The 15,237-nt window shown below is 58.1% G+C and carries 16 protein-coding genes; 11 read left to right on the forward strand and 5 right to left on the reverse strand.

What is annotated here, in order from left to right; translation table 11 throughout:
• From AC13Q5_RS19910 to AC13Q5_RS19950, 9 genes are all read left to right on the forward strand, one after another.
• Entirely contained in the window at window positions 1–1,206 is a 1,206-nt protein-coding gene (locus AC13Q5_RS19910) for a hypothetical protein (protein ID WP_488502887.1), read from the forward strand.
• A 270-nt stretch (window positions 1,207–1,476) separates the two neighbouring features.
• Entirely contained in the window at window positions 1,477–2,736 is a 1,260-nt protein-coding gene (locus tag AC13Q5_RS19915) for an alanine racemase (protein ID WP_488503032.1), read from the forward strand.
• Between the two features lie 111 nt (window positions 2,737–2,847).
• Window positions 2,848–3,516: an amino acid ABC transporter permease gene (locus tag AC13Q5_RS19920; protein WP_457879363.1), complete on the forward strand. Its 669-nt coding sequence runs from the start codon at window positions 2,848–2,850 to the stop codon at window positions 3,514–3,516.
• Window positions 3,517–3,525: 9 nt separating this feature from the next.
• Complete coding sequence (locus AC13Q5_RS19925) at window positions 3,526–4,176, forward strand: amino acid ABC transporter permease (protein WP_488502888.1); 651 nt, start codon at window positions 3,526–3,528, stop codon at window positions 4,174–4,176.
• Window positions 4,163–4,894 (forward strand): amino acid ABC transporter ATP-binding protein, encoded by a 732-nt coding sequence (locus AC13Q5_RS19930; RefSeq protein WP_488502889.1) that lies wholly within the window; start codon window positions 4,163–4,165, stop codon window positions 4,892–4,894. The genes AC13Q5_RS19925 and AC13Q5_RS19930 overlap by 14 nt, the downstream gene beginning before the upstream one ends.
• 37 nt (window positions 4,895–4,931) lie before the next feature.
• The gene (locus AC13Q5_RS19935) at window positions 4,932–5,711 is read left to right on the forward strand and encodes a transporter substrate-binding domain-containing protein (RefSeq protein ID WP_488502890.1); all 780 of its coding nucleotides are present in this window, start codon (window positions 4,932–4,934) and stop codon (window positions 5,709–5,711) included.
• Between the two features lie 99 nt (window positions 5,712–5,810).
• The gene (locus AC13Q5_RS19940) at window positions 5,811–6,818 is read left to right on the forward strand and encodes a M14 family metallopeptidase (RefSeq protein WP_488502891.1); all 1,008 of its coding nucleotides are present in this window, start codon (window positions 5,811–5,813) and stop codon (window positions 6,816–6,818) included.
• Window positions 6,819–6,843: 25 nt separating this feature from the next.
• Entirely contained in the window at window positions 6,844–7,947 is a 1,104-nt protein-coding gene (locus AC13Q5_RS19945; protein ID WP_075852936.1) for a LacI family DNA-binding transcriptional regulator, read from the forward strand.
• Between the two features lie 239 nt (window positions 7,948–8,186).
• Entirely contained in the window at window positions 8,187–8,333 is a 147-nt protein-coding gene (locus tag AC13Q5_RS19950; RefSeq protein ID WP_075852937.1) for a DUF1127 domain-containing protein, read from the forward strand.
• Between the two features lie 251 nt (window positions 8,334–8,584).
• Here AC13Q5_RS19950 and AC13Q5_RS19955 read toward each other — a convergent pair whose 3' ends face one another.
• The gene (locus AC13Q5_RS19955; protein ID WP_075852938.1) at window positions 8,585–8,908 is read right to left on the reverse strand and encodes a hypothetical protein; all 324 of its coding nucleotides are present in this window, start codon (window positions 8,906–8,908) and stop codon (window positions 8,585–8,587) included.
• A gap of 393 nt (window positions 8,909–9,301) precedes the next feature.
• On the opposite strand from AC13Q5_RS19955, the gene AC13Q5_RS19960 reads away from it, so the two are divergent.
• On the forward strand, window positions 9,302–9,802 hold the full coding sequence (locus tag AC13Q5_RS19960; RefSeq protein ID WP_457880453.1) for a hypothetical protein: 501 nt from the start codon (window positions 9,302–9,304) through the stop codon (window positions 9,800–9,802).
• Here AC13Q5_RS19960 and AC13Q5_RS19965 read toward each other — a convergent pair.
• A complete protein-coding gene (locus tag AC13Q5_RS19965; protein WP_075852940.1) occupies window positions 9,796–10,440 on the reverse strand; it encodes a response regulator in 645 nt (214 codons plus the stop codon). The two genes, AC13Q5_RS19960 and AC13Q5_RS19965, sit on opposite strands and share 7 nt — an antisense overlap.
• Window positions 10,437–11,870, reverse strand: a complete 1,434-nt coding sequence (locus AC13Q5_RS19970; RefSeq protein WP_143525420.1) for a sensor histidine kinase — start codon at window positions 11,868–11,870, stop codon at window positions 10,437–10,439. Before AC13Q5_RS19970 ends, AC13Q5_RS19965 begins: the two co-directional genes overlap by 4 nt.
• 230 nt (window positions 11,871–12,100) lie before the next feature.
• Here AC13Q5_RS19970 and AC13Q5_RS19975 point away from each other — a divergent pair, with 230 nt between their 5' ends.
• Entirely contained in the window at window positions 12,101–12,814 is a 714-nt protein-coding gene (locus AC13Q5_RS19975; RefSeq protein ID WP_457880454.1) for a hypothetical protein, read from the forward strand.
• Window positions 12,815–13,203: 389 nt separating this feature from the next.
• Here the strand turns inward: AC13Q5_RS19975 and AC13Q5_RS19980 are convergent, their stop codons facing one another.
• Window positions 13,204–13,602, reverse strand: a complete 399-nt coding sequence (locus tag AC13Q5_RS19980; protein ID WP_075852941.1) for a DUF1236 domain-containing protein — start codon at window positions 13,600–13,602, stop codon at window positions 13,204–13,206.
• A gap of 1,103 nt (window positions 13,603–14,705) precedes the next feature.
• Window positions 14,706–15,215 carry a hypothetical protein gene (locus tag AC13Q5_RS19985; RefSeq protein WP_488502892.1) on the reverse strand — a complete coding sequence of 170 codons (510 nt, stop codon included), beginning with the start codon at window positions 15,213–15,215 and terminating at the stop codon, window positions 14,706–14,708.
• Between the last annotated feature and the right edge of the window lie 22 nt (window positions 15,216–15,237).

Raw genomic sequence — 15,237 nt, forward strand, 5'->3', positions numbered from 1 at the left:
ATGCAGGATATGACGCTTGAGCCCAGACATCTCTCCATGTGGACCTATCCCTGGGATGTTCAGGAACAAGGTATCGCGGGCCTGGTTGCTGATCTGCGCGATCGCGCCGGCCTCAATACGATCAGCCTTGCGACGTCCTACCACGCCGGCCGTTTCCTCCAACCACGCAGCCCTATGAGGAAAGCCTATTTCCCGGAGGATGGCACGGTCTATTTTCGACTGAATGAGGCGCTGTGGCAGGACAAGGAGATCCGTCCGCTGATGGCACAGCATGTCGTCGAACACGGCGACATGCTGCAGGCCCTCATCGACGAGCGATCGAGGGGCGACCTTAGGGTGTCCTGTTGGACCGTCTGCCTGCACAATACACGGCTCGGCATGCTGCATCCCAACCATGTCACCCGTAACGCTTTCGGCAATCCGAACTACTACAATCTTTGCCCTTCGAGCCCGGCGGCGCGCGACTATGTCGTCACCCTCGTCAAGAATGTCACGACGCACTACAAGCCGGATATGCTGGAGCTGGAAAGCCCGAATTTCATGGGCTTTGCACATGAGTTCCATCACGAAAAGGATGGCGTCGGGCTGAATGCCGAGGATGATTTCCTCTTGTCGCTTTGCTTCTGTGATCATTGCATGGCACGCGCAGCAAAGGCAGGGGTGAACGCCGATGCGGCGCGCCGGACGGTTTCCAGTTTTATCGCTGCGATGTGCGAGCGCGAGACCCCCGAAAAGCAGTTTCCGGATTTCCCTTCCGGCGGCATCGATGTCTTCAAGGCCTGGCCCGATCTTCACGCCTATCTGCAATGGCGGACGGAGCCGGTTACCAGTCTCGTCAAGGAAATACGTGACGAGGCCGATCCCGCAACCAAGATCGTGCTTATCGATCTGAAGGATGGCTGGCTCGGCGGCGTCGACCTTGAGGCAGTCGGCGATATCTGCGACGGAGCCATCCTTTGCTGCTACGACATGCAGCCCGATACCGTGGCGGCCGTTATCGACAGCGGGCGCAAGGCATTGGGACCAGAGAAATATCTTGGCTTCGGCTGCCGCCTTTTCTATCCCGAGATCACCTCGGGTGCCGATCTCGCCGCCCGCAGCAGGGCGGCGATCGACGCAGGCGCCGACGGCATCAATTTCTACAATTATGGTCTGGTTCCGGCCAAGCGACTGGACTGGGTCCGGATGGCAGTAGACGGTCTCTAAACGGCGATCGGCATTACATTGGCCCCGATCAGAATGGAGCGTGGCCGACGAGATCGTCATGGCTTGGGTGCCGCTCGCATACGCGGGCGTCGCTTCGCAACCCCTCGGCATGAGGCCTCCGATAGGATGACGAAGCGGGCCTCCTTTGCCCCGCAGGAAAACTCTGCAGAAAAATATCGAGGCATCGCAGATTCAAAATGACAACGTTACCATCGGGTGTTACACGATCATAAATGATAACGTTACCAAATGGGGATCGAGTTGAAATTCATGTCTCAGGAAGTGCGGGGTTCAACGGCCGTCGTCGAGGGAGAGGCAGCACTCTACAAAGACTTGCGCCCAGCCGGCGGCCAGCTTGCCTTGCCGGCGCTGACGGTCGACGAGGATATCTACCGTCACAATCGCGATACGTTTTTTGCTCTCCTCGGTGCCTATGGCGCAAGGATCGCGCCGCATGCCAAGACGCCGATGTGTCCGGAGATCGCGCATGATCTCATCGCAGCCGGTGCTTGGGGCGCGACGGTTGCGAACCTGCAGCAGGCCGAAATCATGTTGGCCGCCGGCGTCAAAACCATATTGATCGCCAACCAGATCGGCGGAACTGCATCGGCTCAGCGGTTGCGTCGCTTGGCGGATACCTTTTCCGGGGCGGAGATCTTCTGCTTTGTCGACTCGACGGAAGCCGCAGGCGCATTGGCCGAGGCATTCCACGGATGGGATAAAACGCCTCTCCCGGTTCTTGTGGAGGTCGGAGCCGGTCGTACCGGCGCGCGCACCACTTCGCAGGCAAGGGAGATCATCGATGTCATCACGTCCGCCCCATCCCTCACGCTTGCCGGGGTCGGTACCTATGAAGGCGCGGTCACCGGCGAGACGCCGGAACGGCTGGATGCCAACATGGCTGCCCTGTTCGCTTTGACGGCGGAGACCTTTGTTCTCGCCCGTCAGGCCAACCCGGATAAAACCCTATTGCTGTCTGCAGGTGGCTCCGCTCATTTCGACCGCGTCATCGACGCCTTGATGCCGGTCGCAAAGGCTGATGGCAACGCGACCTTGCTGCTGCGTTCCGGCGCGATCTTCTTTTCCGATCACGGTATATACAGGCGCGGTTTCGAGGCATTGGATCGTCGTGCCCTGTTGATGCTCGACGGTAAGCCCTTCGTCGCCAATGAGAGGTTCAAGCCTGCCATGCGCCTTTGGGCCGAGGTCATTTCCGTGCCGGAGCCGGGGCTTGCCATCGTCGGCATGGGAATGCGCGACGTCTCCTTCGACCAGGACCAGCCTGTGCCGCTTGTGCTTCACAGGGACGGCGCCGCCTTGGACGGCGATTTGTCATCAAAGGCGAAGGTGACGAAGCTGAACGATCAGCATGCGTTCCTGGCAGTCGCGGGTGATTGCGCCGTGAGGATCGGCGATATCGTCGAGTTCGGCATTTCGCATCCCTGCACCTGTTTCGACCGCTGGCGCTTTTTCTATGTCACCGATGCCGCCGGTCGGATTGCGCATCGCTACCGCACCTATTTTCACTAGAGCAATTCCAGGAAAAGTGCGTAGCGGTTTTCCGTCCGGAATTACGTAGAAACAAAAGGATAGAGCGTTTTCGCTTTTCAAAGAAAAGCGGAAAAGCTCTGGGAGCGGGACATGCCGCAACTGAATTTCAGACCCATCTGGCGCTACGAGGCGCAGCTATATGACGGGGTCATGACGACCTTGCTGCTGACCTTCGTTGCCGCTGCTGCCGGCATCGTCATCGGCATTGCCGGGGCAGTGCTTCTGCGCGGCGGACCGAAGCCTGTCCGATATGCGATCAGGACCTATATCGAGGTCATTCGCAACACACCCGTGCTGCTGCAAATCTTCATCATCTTCTTCGTTCTGCCCGGCCTTGGCCTGAAGTTCTCGCCAATACAGGCGGCAATCGTCGCGCTCTCCACTTATTTCGGTGCCTATGCGATCGAGATCATTCGATCGGGGTTGGACTCCATTCCCCGCAGCCAGGTCGAAGCCGGATTATGTCTAGGCCTCACGCGCTGGCAGGTGCTGTCGCGTATCGTGCTGCCACCCGCCCTGCGCAATATCTATCCTTCCGTAACGGCGCAGTTCGTGCTTCTGTTGCTCGGCACGTCGATCGCCTCGCAGGTATCCGCCGACGAGCTCTTTCATGTCGCTGGCTTCATCGATAGCCGCACCTATCGCAGCTTCGAGGTCTATACGCTCATTTGCGCGATCTATTTCGCGCTCGTCATTCTCTTCAAGATCGCCTTTGCCGTCATCGGCCGGATGGTCTTCCGTTGGCCGACGCGCCGATAGGGTCAGACGATGCGTTCGTTCACATTCTCCGATTTCCTCTTCCTTCTGACGGCGCTGGAATGGACCTTCCTGATGGCGGCCATGGCCTTGGCATTCGGCGCGCCGTTGGCCGTGCTGCTGGCCATTGCCCGCAGCGGCAAAGCCATCCTGCCGCGTTTCACCGCGAGCGCCTTCATCGATCTCGTCCAGGGTATCCCGCTGCTCGGGCTGCTGATGTTCTTCTATTTCGGTGTGCCGGTCTTGCTTGGGACCGACGTGCCGGCGCTTGTGGCGGTCGGTGCCGCCTACACCATCTACACGGCCGCCTTTCTCGGCGACGTGTGGCGTGGCGGCATCCAGGCGGTCAAACAGGCTCAGTGGGAAGCTGGCGCCTGTCTCGGCCTTTCCTGGCGGCAGCAATTCCTCCACATCATCGGTCCACAGGCATTCCGCGTCGCGCTCCCGGCAACCGTCGGCTTTCTGGTGCAGCTCGTCAAGAACACGTCGCTCGCTTCAGTCGTCGGCATTGTCGAGCTGGCGCGTGCGGGGCAGGTGGTCAGCGCCGGAACCTTCCAGCCGCTTTTCGTCTACCTGCTGATCGCCGGCATCTATTTTGCCATTTGTTTTCCCTTGACCACCTGGTCCCGCAAGCTGGAGGCGCAGCTCAATGGCGCTCGTTGAAATCAAGAACGTCCACAAGAACTACGGCCACCTCGAGGTCCTCAAGGGCGTCTCGCTCGACATCGAGAAGGGGGAGATCGTCACCATCATCGGACGCAGCGGCTCCGGCAAAAGCACATTGCTTCGCTGCATCAATGCGCTTGAAACCATCCAGGCGGGCGAGATCCTGCTCGAAGGCCAAGCGGTATCGGCGGATATGCGCGATCTGGGCGCCATGCGCCAGAAGGTCGGCATCGTCTTTCAGGCCTTCAACCTTTTCCCGCACATGACCATCGAGCGCAATGTCACGCTGGCGCCCGTGCTGACGGGCAAGGTTGAAAAACCGGCCGCTCGCGCGCTTGCGCTCTCGGTGCTGGAGCGCGTCGGCCTGGCCGACAAGCTCCGCGCCTATCCCGAGCAGCTTTCGGGCGGGCAACAACAGCGTGTTGCCATTGCCCGCTGCCTCGCCATGTCGCCGCACCTCATGCTGTTCGATGAGGTCACTTCCGCGTTGGACCCCGAACTGGTCGGGGAGGTGCTGAAAGTGATGGAGGAGATGGCCCGACAGGGCATGACGATGGTGCTCGTCACCCATGAAATGAACTTCGCGCGTAACGTCGCGACCAAGCTCGTGTTCATGCATCAAGGCCGCGTTTGGGAGCAGGGAGACCCGAAGAGCCTCTTTGCCAATCCGCAAACGCCCGAGCTGAAAAGTTTCATCGGTCATCACAGTCATTGACCGGCGGAAGGAAGCCATTCGACAAAAGGGGAATGATATGAAATTTCTGAGCAGCATCTTCGCGGCGGTCTTCGCGCTTGCGAGCCTTACCTTGCCAGCCAGTGCCGATACGCTGGCCGACGTCATCTCGAACGGCAAACTGCGCGTCGGCGTGCTCCTCGATGCCGCACCCTGGGGGTACAAGGGTGCGGATGGCAAGGACACCGGTCTTGATGTCGAGCTTGCCCGCATGATGGCGAAGGACCTGAATGCCGAGCTCGAAATCGTGCCGTTGACCGGCCCGAGCCGTATTCCGAGCCTGCTTGCCGACAAGATCGATGTGCTGATCGCCGCAGCCGGCGCCACGCCGGAGCGGGCGCAGCAGGTGATGTTTTCCCAGCCCTATGCCGCGGTCAGCCTGGGCGTCTTCGGTGCCCCCGGTGCTCCGATCACGGATGTCGCCGGCCTCGCCGGCAAGCAGATTGCCGTCGCCAAGGGCTCGACGCTCGACACATGGCTGACGGACAATGCACCGGATGCCAAGCTGATCCGGTTCGAGGATACACCCTCGGCAATCTCGGCATTCCTGGCAGGGCAGGCGCAGTATTTTGCTGAAAACAGCGCGATTGCGGCGAAGGTGACGGAAGACAACCCCGGCAAGCCGGTCTCGCTTGCCTTCCTCATCCGCCAATCGCCGGCTCATGTCGCGGTGAAGCAGGGGGAACAGAATTTCCTCAACTGGATCAATACATTCCTATTCTATCACAGCATGAACGGTGATCTGGCGAAATTGCAGAAGACCTTCTTCAAGGAAGAGCAGACCCTTCCGCACATGTAAGATCAGCGGCAATTCCAGGCCCGCCTTCCGGCGGGCCTTCAAGCCCTTAGACCAATACCGCTCATGCAAATGCCGGGCATCCGGCGCGGAAGGCACCTCATGCATACCGGACTATTCCATTCGATCGACTTCAACGCGGACGGCAAGCATTCCGCCTGGCTTTCGGCCCCGTTCTCCGTCGACCGATCGCCCTATTTCCATGTTCGCACGCCGATATGCGTCGTTCGCAACGGCGAAGGCCCTTCGGTCCTGCTGATGGCCGGCAATCACGGCGACGAATATGAGGGTGAGATCAATCTCGTGCGCCTCATCCGCATTGTGACGGCGCAGGACATTCGCGGCACATTGACGATCCTGCCCTTCGCCAACATGCCGGCAGTGATGAATGCGCGCCGCTGCTCGCCGCTCGACGGCGGCAATCTGAACCGCGCCTTTCCGGGTAGCCTCGAGGGTACGCCGACAAGCCGCATGGCCCATTTCCTCGAGCATGATCTCTTCCCTCGCCACGATATCGTTTTCGATCTGCATTCCGGCGGAACGTCGATGGCTCACCTGCTGACCGGACTGATCGAAGAGAGCGACGATCCAGAGCGCCACAAGCGGGCGACCGAGCTTTTGAAAGCTCTCGGCATGCCCTATGCCTTTATCGCCCGAAACGGCGTGGACGCGCCGACATCGATGGCCGCGGCCGCTCGCGCCGGCGCAATCGGCATCAGTGGCGAATTCGGCGGCGGCGGCACGGTGACGCCTGAAACCATGTCGATTTCGGCGCTCGCCATTAACAGCCTTTTGATCGCAGCCGGCATCACCGACAAATCGCTGCTGCGGACGCGCTCCGCACCCCAGACAACCCGTTTGCTGAAGCTCGACTCGCACGATCAGGCGATCTACGCCAGCCGCACAGGCTGGTTCGAGCCGGCCGTCGATATCGGCGCAGAGGTGAAAGAGGGCGATGTCGCAGGCTGGTACCATGATTTCGAGCGTCTTGGAGAGCTCGAGGAAGAGCTGCACTTCGCCGCAGCCGGCATCGTCATTTCCCGCCGCCTGCACACGCAGTGCCAAGCCGGCGATTGCCTCATTCAGGTCGGACGGATAATCAAGGACTGAGACGGTAGCGTGGGGCCGAATATTCATGGTTGATCATCAAAGGGATGCACATGATGAGACCGTCATTTATGACGATGTCGTCCGCATTCCGGCCTCCGCCGCCGAAGGCACGATGCAGATCGGCGGACAGGTGCCGGATGGGGCCTCCGCCAGTATCGGAGACGTTGCGCGGCTGGCGGATGTCGCGCCGATCACCGTATCGCGCGCCTTGCGCAATCCCGAGCAGGTGAGCGCAGAAAAACGCGAGCGCATTTTTCAGGCGGTGAAGCAGACCGGCTATCGCGTCAATCCCTTTGCCCGCGCGCTGAAAAGCGGGCGATCCAATGTCGTCCTCGCCTTTGCATCGAACATGTTCAGCGAGCAGTTCGCGCTTGCCCTGCATGCCTGCGCGGAGGTTCTGGAGGCCGCCGGTTACCTGTTTCTGGTCGGCCAGACATCCTACTCCTACGAACGCGAAACGGCCGCCATCCGCTCGTTGCAAGCGCTGAAGCCCGCTGCCGTGATGTTCACCGGGGTCATCGAGCTCGAAGCGAACCGCGAGGTCTTGCGGGGCCTCGACATCCCGATCATGGAGACATGGGCGCTGCCCCGTGACCCGATCGACATGCTGGTCGGCTTCTCGAATACCGAGGCTGGCAGGCTTGCAGCATCGAGCCTTGCCAGGCAGGGACACAAGAAGGTCGCCTATATCGGCCGCAAGGGCGGCCGTGGCGCTTTGCGCCTGAAGGGCTTCCGTGAAGGTTGCCATGAGGCGGGGCTCGATTTGGTCGGCGAGTTGCTCGTCGACGATGTGGTTGGCCCCTCCGACGGGCGCCGATGCCTGTCGGACCTTCTGGAAAGGAAGACCGGCGCTCAAGCCCTGTTCTGCGGGAACGATCTGCTTGCGCTTGGCTGCATCATGGAAGCTCGCCGTCGCCGCATTTCGGTTCCCGAGGACCTTGCGGTCGTCGGTTTCGGCGATAGCGATATCGCCGCCGAAATTCCACCCGGTTTGACCACCATCGGCGTCGATAGTGCCGCGCTTGGGCGTTCCGCCGGCGAGATGCTGCTGGCCCGGCTTTCAGGGCGGAAAACAGAAGAGCGCATACGACGTCTCCCCCTTGCTTTGATCCTTCGTGGCAGCCTTTGATGCAGCCAGGTTAATTTGAGCCGCATGACGCTACCTCATCTACAATCGGCTGATTTGACGATCCGGACCTCACGCCAGCGCACTCGGTCAATAGGGCTTCGGAGCCGATGGTAAAGTTCAGCACCCAATCTCGCCGTCATGAGCCCTGCAAAAGTGGCATGGCTATCTTGCAGGCATGTGCATTTTATTTAGGCGGATAAATGCCTATCTCCAGTGCGTCAGCAAAGGAGACCGTAAAAATGAGAGTAATTGAGAAGATTAAGCGCTTTAGCGAACAGCGCAGAGCCATACGCGAGCTTTCCGCCCTCGACGACCATGTTCTTCGTGATCTCGGCATCGCCCGCTCGCATATCCCCTACGCTGTCAGCGGCGCTCGCGGCAACTAAGCCTTGTTTTCGAGCGCATACCCTTAAGGTATGCGCCGCCGCAGGAGGCCTCCGGGGCCAACAGCATCGCCGCGTTTCTTGGACAACCAACAGCCGCTAGAAGCCGCACATCGTACCGTGATGTCTGGTATCGTTGAAGGCGATCGCCCGAGTTCCGACCGGCCTACATTTCTTCTTGATATGCCATTGGCAAATCATACCCATCGCCAACGCTTTTCGCTTTTATCGCGGCGGGTAACATGGCGAAGATTTCAGGCGGCTTGTTCGCAGCTGCCTTTCATGTTCTGTTTTGCGCAATATTCAAGTTCGATCGCGAGCAGCCTTGTTGCACTGGCAAGTGCATCTTCTGCCTCTGCGAATAGCTGTGGCTTGTGACCCATTCTTGCCTCGCCATAGTTTCTGGCTCGCAGCAAAACGAGGTCAGCCAAATCGATACATTCCGGTGTTGGTCGTACTAGGTTCAGGCAATACCGCAAATTGATCGCGACCTCGAGAGCGAACTCGGCTGCCGAGAAATCCAATATTGCACCCGGCGGCGCGGAACGGGCTAGAAATATCCTCCAGTGCTGGGTCATTGCAGTTCCCCTCGTGTCGGATCGATTGCGCAGGCATCGATATATTGAGTGCGATCTTTTGCAGAGGCACTATTGGATTCCCGGCCATAGTATTTTGCATTGGCAAGGCGTCGGTGTGTCCGCAGACATATCGACCCGACGAAGTCGTTTTCAATAACGCAATCATGCAATTGGGCTTCGGTCCAGTTCCTTCTTGGACGTTAGTCTGATGACAGGTTGGCGAAAGGTCTTTGCCATGGTTGCTGAAGTCCAAGTGGAGGTCCATCCGATCGATAAGACTTGACCCATCGCAGTGTTGCGGCGATTTGATATGGATCGGAGATCCTTGCCAATCGGCGCTAGATGATGATGTGTTCGGGCGACGGAGCCAATCGGAGCCTCAGGAGGCTGTAGGTGTTGTTGCGTCGAAAGCTTATTGCTGCTTTGCCGTGCCTGTTGCTGACCATGGTCAGCACAGCACTCCCTTACACTATTAAAATTCACGGTGCTTCCGCGATATTTACGCAGCAAATAGTCGAGGCCAAAGGGGGTAACGGCAATGGCGGCGGCAATGGTAACGGCGGCGGAAACGGCAATGGGGGAGGCAACGGGAATGGCGGTGGCAACAGCGGCAATGGAGGTGGGAACGGCAACAATGGGAACGGAAATGGCAACAATGGCAACGGCAACGCCAATGGCCAATCGTCCGGCACCAAGAGCGCAACGCAAAGCCAGGTCGATTCCGATCAATCCACTGATGATGGCGGCGGCTCGATCACCGTTCATCACAAGGATGGCATGAGCGAAAATATACGGAGCGGACGCTATGTGATGAAGGATTCAAAGGGCCGCACCATCGTCAATCGCAATGCGACGATCGCCGACGAGCAGCGGCTCAAATCATTCCTTCACTGACGGCGCCTTTCGAGTTCATCCCGGAATGCCATCGCAGCTTCCGTTCTATTGCTCACTTCCAGCTTGGCAAAGATCTGCGTCATGTGATGCTTGATGGTTTTTTCGTGCAGATCAAGCTTCAGTCCGATATGTTTGTTGCTCAATCCAGCAGAAGCCAGCTCCAGCACTTCCCGTTCGCGATCCGTCAATGCGCTGAAGGGATTGATCTGCGTACCAGATCCGTTTTCCGAAATCAGACGAGCCGATAGTGTCGGTGCGACATAGCTGTCACCGGCGGCAATGCTGCGAATGATATCGGCGAGGGTCCGTGATCCAACGCCTTTCAGAACATAACCTTTTGCGCCGCTCTTGAGCGCCGCCATCACGTCGTCGCTTGCCTCGGAGACCGTCAGCATCACGATCTTCTGATCGGGTATCTGCGCGAGAATGAGAGAGATGGCATCCAGTCCTCCTCCCGGCATGGAAATGTCGAGCAACAGGATGTCCGGACGGTGTTCTGCTGCTATGCGCAACGCATCCTCCTTGCTGCTGCCCTCGCCAACGATGCTAAACCCATCCATTTCGGTCAGGCTCCGGATAACGCCCTCCCTGAAGAGAGGGTGGTCGTCTACGACCGCCAAACTGATTGAGGCTCTCATGCCTGCTCCATTTCCTCGATGTTCAGGGACATGCGAACGATGGTTCCCCGGTTCGACGATAAAAGTTGAAAGGTACCGCCGAGGCTTTCGACCCGATCCCTGAGGCCGGCAAGGCCAAGCTTCTGCGGGCCGACCTCTTTCGGATCGAATCCCGGCCCTTCATCGGTAACCTCGATCACGATCTGGCCGTCTTCCAAGGCCTGCACGACCTTTTGTCCGATGCCGCCTGCATGACGATAGCCATTGTTCAAGGCTTCCTGGACAAAGCGATAGACGCATATCTTCGCGGAGGTCGAAAGGTCTGTCGGCGTTGTACCGACCAGAAGCGCGACGGCGACGCCAGTGCGCAGTTCGTGGGCACGGATTGCGCGCCTCAGGAGATCGGTCAGGTTGTCCGTCTCGATGTGAGGCAGCATCAGTCCGCTGCAAACACTCCTGATTTCGGTCATGGCGTCGTCGAGACTGGACTTGATAGTGCGTAGCGAGGCCTCGCGCTCGTCCGGCGAGGCCGTGGGGCTGACGAGGGTTTGGCTGTCCAGCCGCAAAGAGGCATAAGCGACCAATTGGGCGGGGCCGTCATGCAGGTCGGCGCCAATACGGCGCAAATAGCTTTCGTTAAGCGCTGCTGCGCGCTGGGTCGCGCGTTGAACACGGGCTCGCAACGCCTCATTCTGTCGAAGAAGCGTCGACAGTTCGCCGATACGGCCATTGAGCGCCTTGCGTTGATTGTCGATGGTGCGGCTGCCTCGCAGGACGATGATCGACAGGAGAGCGAAAAATGTCAGTGTGAACAAGGCAACGACAAGCCAGCTCAACAGGCGGGCCTGAGTGAGGCTCCATTCGAAATCGTTGGCAACCTCGTAAAATTCGGAGACGGCGACGACCTTGCCCGACCAGGGCTGAAGCACGGGATTGTAGATTTCCAGGAGCGGTTTGCCGCTATTGCGTTCGGCAACGCTTTCCACATCGTCAATCCGGTTGAATTTGGCGACCATTCGGCCGGAAAAAGCCGTCTTGAGACTGTCTGAGAGCGGAAATCGCTTGCCGGAAAGATCCTTGTTGTTGGAATAGAGGATCGTCCCGTCGGTACGCCACAATCGGAACGAAAACAGCCGCGTACCAAGCGCGCCCTGACCGAGTGTTTCGTCAAGAGCGCGGGTGACCGTATCATCGAGAGCCTGAGTGGTCTGCATATCTGGCAGAAGCGGGGCGATGACGCTGTCAACATAGAGGGCCGTCGTCGCGGCGGAATTCCGCGTCACTGCATTTTCGATCAGGCTGGCAACGAAAGAGCCGACAACGAGCATCGCACAGAGCGCCACCAAGCCGCCGGCGAGCAGGAACTGTCTGGCCAAGGATTGGGAGTTCCAGCGTTCGATGAGACCTGCCAGAGATAGCTTGTATTTATGGTTTGCTCGCAGAACTGGCATAATCAGCACTGATCTCCCAACCTCGTATAGCTATCCCAGTGGGATGGAGTGTCAACTGTTGCAATGTCGGCACTGGTCGCCTTGTCCCGTGAAGAGAGTATTGCCGTTCGGCGCACACAATCTAAGAGACCATCGGATGAGATCAATCAGACTATGGTCCTAATGCTCAAGGCATAGGTCGGACCCATATAGAAACCTGGGATTTCGGCAATATTCTAGTGCGCATTGATTTGCCGGATGTCGCCGCTGCCGCAGGCAGTGGACGTTTTATGAAGGAACTGCGCATGAAAATCCATTCCATTATTGGTGCAACAAGCCTCGGCCTAGTGCTCGCCCTTGCTCCCCTGGGAGGAGCTAGTGTCGGTTTCATGCATACGGCGTTCGCCAAGGGCGGAAACGGTGGCGGCAATGGCAATGGCAATGGTGGCGGCCATGGCGAAGGAAACTCCGGTCATGAAAAGTCCGGCAGCGACGATGCAAGCAGCACTTCGACGAATACGACGACAGCACAGGGGGCTTCATCGTCATTGCTGGGGCATCATGCGGACAAACACTCCAAAGGCCATAGTGCAAGTTCGAAGACGCACGTCTCAAAGCCCGGTGAAGGTCGTCTTAGCTCGCTCAAGCGAGACTATCATGCCTATTTGAACTCGAAAGATCCTAAGATGGCGGCGCTTTCCGCCTATGTGAAGGCATATGCGGAATTCGAAATGCAATATGGAACGACGGCTGTGCCGACGGATCCGGCCCTCAGCGACAATGCCTTGCGTTCAGCGCTGGAGCAGCTGTCGAACAAGCCGGTGACGAACCAGACGCTTGCGGAAGCAAAGAGCATTCTCGGCGTCGGAACAAATAGCGGAAAAATCGCCGAAGTCCGTGACGCACTGGAAGATAAATCTGAAACTGCGGCGCCGTCCGAGAGCAATACGGCGACTGCCAATTGAAGGCCCTGCATTAGCAGCGCTTGCGATGAACATGCCGATCGTGCGGCGCCTGTGACGGCACGGTTTGCGCAGTCATCGTTCGCGAGTTTGACTTTACGAGTTTGGCGTCAAAGCACGCCAATCCCTAGCCGGTCCGCCCACCGGCTCTATCGCCGGGTCGGGCCTTCCGCCCCAGACGCTGCTTGATCCGGCGATAGGCAATTTGCTTGGTGACGCAGGCGACCACGTATAAAATGCAGTGCGATAACTGCCTGTGGAGGCCATTGCGAGGAAGCACCGGATTTTAAGGGAAGTCGCAGATCGGACGCCTTCTCGTTTCGATCGGAATGGATGCAGCCATGCCGAGTCCGGGAGGGGGATGGAGAGCGGCTTCCCGCTCCCCACAATGGTTAGTTAAGAATCTGGATAACCTTGCGCGAGGAAGGCTCGACAATCACGCGTTCGTGGTTGACGATCGCATAGGCATATCGCGGATTTTCCGGAACGGCTCGTACAACGATCGTATCCGGCAGCGACCGGCCGACGATCACTCGCTCGCGGACAACCGTTCCTTCTTCAGGCAGGGGCTGTTCGCGGACATAGGTGACAACCTTCTGGGGCGGCGGATCGATGGCGGTGCCGACGATGGCGCCAGCTACGCCGCCCACGGCAGCCCCGATCGGGCCACCGACAACGGCTCCGGTAACAGCACCACCTGCGGCGCCGGTGACGGTCGACGATTGGGCAAAGGCACATCCGGCGGTCAGGCCAAGCGCGAGTGCCGCAACGCTAAGTATTTTCGTTTTCATCAGAATCTCCTTTCACCTTCTATTCGTCCGTCATTGACGGATCTGTCGGTAAAACAGAGCGTCGTCCCAGTCTGTTCCTCTTCTTGGGCTTCAGTCGAGTGAGTTGGGGCGTGGGTCTCACGATGCTTTGGACCAAAGCCTCACGCGAATGGCCTTCATCGGGAATATGGGGAATTCGTCGCGCAGAGGACCGATTCCGGCGATGGAACACAGGCCTTAATGCAGCTCTCGCGTTCGCAACTGTCGAATTCGGCTAGTCGATGTAGGCGCACACAAGAGGTCGATCCGACAAGGATTTCCGATCGCTTCGCATCAGCAGCGGAGCGATTTCAATCCGTCAATGTCCGGCGCGGTTCGAAGAAGCCACAGATACGTTTCGCTCCGTGGTCCATGTGCTAGGCAGGTTTGCACATATGATCCCGACCAGCAGGATTACAGAGACCAGGCCAATCAATGTCTCCCATGATTGCCGACGAAACGGCAGCGGCCAGCGCGATCGGGACATGTTTGGATCATACAGCATTCATCAGCTCCATATCCAAGAGAAAGCCGTCAGCATCGACGTGGCCGTTCCGGTTGAGATCAAGACTGTGATCGCTTTCTTGCTCTGGCGCGCGTTCATCTACCAAGTGTATGTCCGTCGAATCCCGATTGTCTAGTACCTTGATCGACAATATCTGGTAACGAAGCCGCTGGCGATTGCCGGGTTTGCCAATTTCGGCGAGTTATGGAGAAAATATTTCCGAGATTGGTTGATGTTGATGCCATATGAGGGCTGTGATGCTTCAATTGTGTTTCATTCTGAAATGAAGTTCCAGAATCGAAGCTTGGCTGGTCATGGCGTACAATAAGGTGAGACGGGTGGTAGCTGTGAAGAGCTGACTTTCGAGCACCGATCGACCTTGCCATATCGATGAATCGAGAGGGCTGGCGATCGTCAGAAAGCTCCGGATCCCGGAAGAAGGCAACGAACAGGCAATCAGTGGAAGGATGACGTCTTCCAAGGCTTGTGGAAGCACATTCTCGGCCGCATTTCCCGATGCACTCGGCGCGGGATTGAAGAGGAATAAGCGGCCGCCAGATCGGCGCTTGCCAATTTTGCGTTAAATTGTCTGGAGCGAAGGAGTGGACGCCGTTGGCTGCGTGGAAGGCCCATGCAGTTTGGCCGAGGCGGCTTCGGGCTGGATAAGCCATGCTCCCAGGGCCGCCAGGGCGGTGCAAACAAAGATGGTCAGAAGCGCCTTTCTGGCATAGCGCTGCCGTTCAAATTTCGAATCTTCATCATGTTCCATCATTATCTCCTTCGTCAGAGCCGCGCCTGACGAATGAAAGGCTGATCTATCGTGGGTGTCGGCCTTTCGTGCGGATCGCTGAGCTGTGTGTTGCCAGCCTATCCATTTCACATGAATGGAATCCGAACGAACCGGTTGGATGGACGTTAGAAAATGGAGATTTTGCCGGAGATATTCTAGGTGCGGGCTGAAATAGAAGATGCCAGATAGCTGGCGGCGGGCGCCTTTAAGCGAATTGATTGATATCGCTCTGGATGCCGAAAGATCTCGGGGAAAACTTTTTGCAAAAATCGCAAAAAGCTGGATCGTTTTTGCCTGCATGCTTCGGAGGAGATTGTTAAAT

It is taken from the genome of Martinezella sp. CNPSo 3964 (assembly GCF_057784375.1).

Coding starts and splice junctions, on each gene's coding strand:
- AC13Q5_RS19910 (WP_488502887.1), top strand. CDS start 1: ATGCAGGATATGACGCTTGAGCCCAGACATCTCTCCATGTGGACCTAT.
- AC13Q5_RS19915 (WP_488503032.1), top strand. CDS start 1,477: ATGTCTCAGGAAGTGCGGGGTTCAACGGCCGTCGTCGAGGGAGAGGCA.
- AC13Q5_RS19920 (WP_457879363.1), top strand. CDS start 2,848: ATGCCGCAACTGAATTTCAGACCCATCTGGCGCTACGAGGCGCAGCTA.
- AC13Q5_RS19925 (WP_488502888.1), top strand. CDS start 3,526: ATGCGTTCGTTCACATTCTCCGATTTCCTCTTCCTTCTGACGGCGCTG.
- AC13Q5_RS19930 (WP_488502889.1), top strand. CDS start 4,163: ATGGCGCTCGTTGAAATCAAGAACGTCCACAAGAACTACGGCCACCTC.
- AC13Q5_RS19935 (WP_488502890.1), top strand. CDS start 4,932: ATGAAATTTCTGAGCAGCATCTTCGCGGCGGTCTTCGCGCTTGCGAGC.
- AC13Q5_RS19940 (WP_488502891.1), top strand. CDS start 5,811: ATGCATACCGGACTATTCCATTCGATCGACTTCAACGCGGACGGCAAG.
- AC13Q5_RS19945 (WP_075852936.1), top strand. CDS start 6,844: ATGGTTGATCATCAAAGGGATGCACATGATGAGACCGTCATTTATGAC.
- AC13Q5_RS19950 (WP_075852937.1), top strand. CDS start 8,187: ATGAGAGTAATTGAGAAGATTAAGCGCTTTAGCGAACAGCGCAGAGCC.
- AC13Q5_RS19955 (WP_075852938.1), bottom strand. CDS start 8,908: ATGACCCAGCACTGGAGGATATTTCTAGCCCGTTCCGCGCCGCCGGGT.
- AC13Q5_RS19965 (WP_075852940.1), bottom strand. CDS start 10,440: ATGAGAGCCTCAATCAGTTTGGCGGTCGTAGACGACCACCCTCTCTTC.
- AC13Q5_RS19970 (WP_143525420.1), bottom strand. CDS start 11,870: ATGCCAGTTCTGCGAGCAAACCATAAATACAAGCTATCTCTGGCAGGT.
- AC13Q5_RS19980 (WP_075852941.1), bottom strand. CDS start 13,602: ATGAAAACGAAAATACTTAGCGTTGCGGCACTCGCGCTTGGCCTGACC.
- AC13Q5_RS19985 (WP_488502892.1), bottom strand. CDS start 15,215: ATGCAGGCAAAAACGATCCAGCTTTTTGCGATTTTTGCAAAAAGTTTT.